We start from the raw sequence: 2,100 nt of genomic DNA, 5'->3' as shown, positions 1-2,100 counted from the left end.
GTTCCATCTTGGTGTCCAAAGTCATTCCACACCTTTCGTCTCTTTTGTCGCGGAATATTTTCCAGTCAAAATCGGACACGGTCTCGAGGGCATCGCTCCCTCTGGCTTGCTTCAGCGAAGCTCTCACCGTGTTGCCGCACATCAAGCTGCAACGGAGGTGCCAATTCCCTCAGCTCCGGTAAGCGGCGGGAAATGCTTTGAAATTCTCCACGAGGCCAAATGCGGCCGATTGTCGTGAACCCGACATGTCTTCTGCCGCTGTCGGGTTTCGCCCTATCACTCTTGAGAGCTTGGACGGCTCGCCTGTGATTAGACTGGCCTCGGCCCTCGAGCAGTGGCAGTTTGGCGCCAGTTCGAAAGCGCGAACTCGCCGGCTTGGTCCTCGTGCCGCCACCGCCGCGTGTGGATTCTTGCCCCGGAGTCAAAATTCGCCTCGCGGTTGCCAACGGCGGCATGCGCTCAATGCGCGTGGCGTTGAGCACCGACAGCACGTAATGGTACCAATTAGTGGATGCCCGTCGCTGCCTCCACTTCTCCAGCCAAGCGCTCGAACGACGCTACCTACCCACGTTCGAGCGCGACCGCGGAATCGCAGACTGCCGAACGTCAGCCGTTGCGAAAGGTGTAGCCGTACCCGTTGATCGCCGGTGCGCCGCCTAGATGTGCGTAGAGGACCCTCGATCCCTGTGGAAAGAAGCCCCTCTGGACGAGGTCGATCATCCCTTGCATCGATTTGCCCTCGTAAACGGGGTCCGTAATCATGCCCTCGAGCCGCGCGCACAAACGGATTGCCTCTTTGGTTTCCTCCGATGGAACGCCATAACCCGGGTACGCGTAGTCCATGAACAACACCACGTCTGCCTCGACAATTTCCGCTCCGAGGTGGACGAGCTTCGCTGTATTTTGGGCGATGCCAAGCACCTGCGCCTTGGTCTTGGCGGGCATGGCGGAGGCATCGATACCGATCACGTTGCGCTGTCGACCATCCTTGGCGAACCCGACGAGCATGCCGCCGTGGGTTGAACCAGTCACCGTACAGACGACGATATAGTCGAAGGCAAACCCAAGCTGCTCTTCCTGGGCACGCACCTCCTCAGCGAACCCCACATAGCCCAGGCCGCCGTATTTGTGGACAGAGGCGCCGGCAGGTATCGCATATGGCCTGCCGCCCCTTGCCTTGACTTCATAAAGTGCCTTTTCCCAGCTGCGGCGGATGCCGATGTCAAAGCCCTCGTCAACCAGGCGCACCTCTGCCCCCATGATGCGGCTCAAGAGGATATTGCCGACCCGGTCGTAGACAGCATCATCATGTGGGACCCAGCTCTCCTGGACCAGGAGGCATTTCATGCCGATCTTGGCGGCGACCGCAGCGACCATGCGCGTATGGTTGGACTGCACGCCACCGATTGTGACGAGCGTATCGGCATCTGACGCGATCGCGTCGGGCACAATGTATTCGAGCTTGCGCAGCTTGTTTCCGCCGAACGCGAGACCGGAGTTGCAGTCCTCGCGTTTGACGTAGATTTCCACCTTGTCGCCCAGATGCTTGCCGAGGCGGTCGAGCCTCTCGATCGGCGTGGGTCCAAAGGTGAGCGGATAACGTTCGAATTTTTCCAGCATGCTATCTCCAGCAAAAAAGTACCTGAACCTGCTACGCACCGGTCAGCCCAGGGGTATGGTCGCGTGTTAGCCGAACACAGATTCCCTATACGATCAGCTCAGTCATCAGAGGGTGACCAAAATTGGTGTGGGTCTGAGCACTGATCCTGTCATCCGCGCATCAAAGCAGCAGCACATGCTGGGCATTCGACCAAGCCGGGACACAGCTGAAAATTGCATTCCGCAGTTGATCAGAGTCAGACGACTGGTACCCGAGCTTTCCTGTAACCATCGGCATGCTGGCCCCTGTGGCGAGTTCCACGAGCGCGGCTAGAGGACTGCCAGATCAGAAAGAGCACGCGGCCGAAGTAGCCGGCCTGAAGCAGCAGCGAACAGGCCAGCGTCGTGACGACTGCCACACGGAGCGAATCCAAAGCGAAGTAAACCATCGACGCATTGCTGCACAGGACCAGCCCCACGAGCCGACAAAAAGATGAAGTG

General features: G+C 58.9%; 3 protein-coding genes. 1 reads left to right on the top strand and 2 read right to left on the bottom strand.

The window, feature by feature from the left end; translation table 11 throughout:
• Nucleotides 1-238 (top strand): hypothetical protein (locus ENZ74_RS34790; protein ID WP_206522364.1); only part of this gene is annotated, 238 nt, incomplete at its 5' end.
• A gap of 368 nt (nucleotides 239-606) precedes the next feature.
• On the opposite strand, the gene ENZ74_RS30170 is transcribed toward ENZ74_RS34790, so the two are convergent.
• Entirely contained in the window at nucleotides 607-1,620 is a 1,014-nt protein-coding gene (locus ENZ74_RS30170; protein WP_024505903.1) for a 1-aminocyclopropane-1-carboxylate deaminase, read from the bottom strand.
• A 236-nt stretch (nucleotides 1,621-1,856) separates the two neighbouring features.
• The coding region (locus ENZ74_RS30165) for an exopolysaccharide production repressor protein (protein WP_127313226.1) at nucleotides 1,857-2,100 on the bottom strand (244 nt) is incomplete at its 5' end.

It is taken from the genome of Mesorhizobium sp. M7A.F.Ca.CA.002.15.2.1, assembly GCF_003998715.1.
In the GTDB taxonomy this organism is placed as follows: Bacteria; Pseudomonadota; Alphaproteobacteria; order Rhizobiales; family Rhizobiaceae; genus Mesorhizobium; species Mesorhizobium ciceri.
The sequence above is the reverse complement of the archived record's forward strand: the minus strand, read 5'-3'. Positions and strand labels throughout refer to the sequence as shown.

Bases quoted from the DNA above. Each gene is read 5' to 3' on its own strand.
- ENZ74_RS30170 (WP_024505903.1), bottom strand. From the start codon at position 1,620: ATGCTGGAAAAATTCGAACGTTATCCGCTCACCTTTGGACCCACGCCG.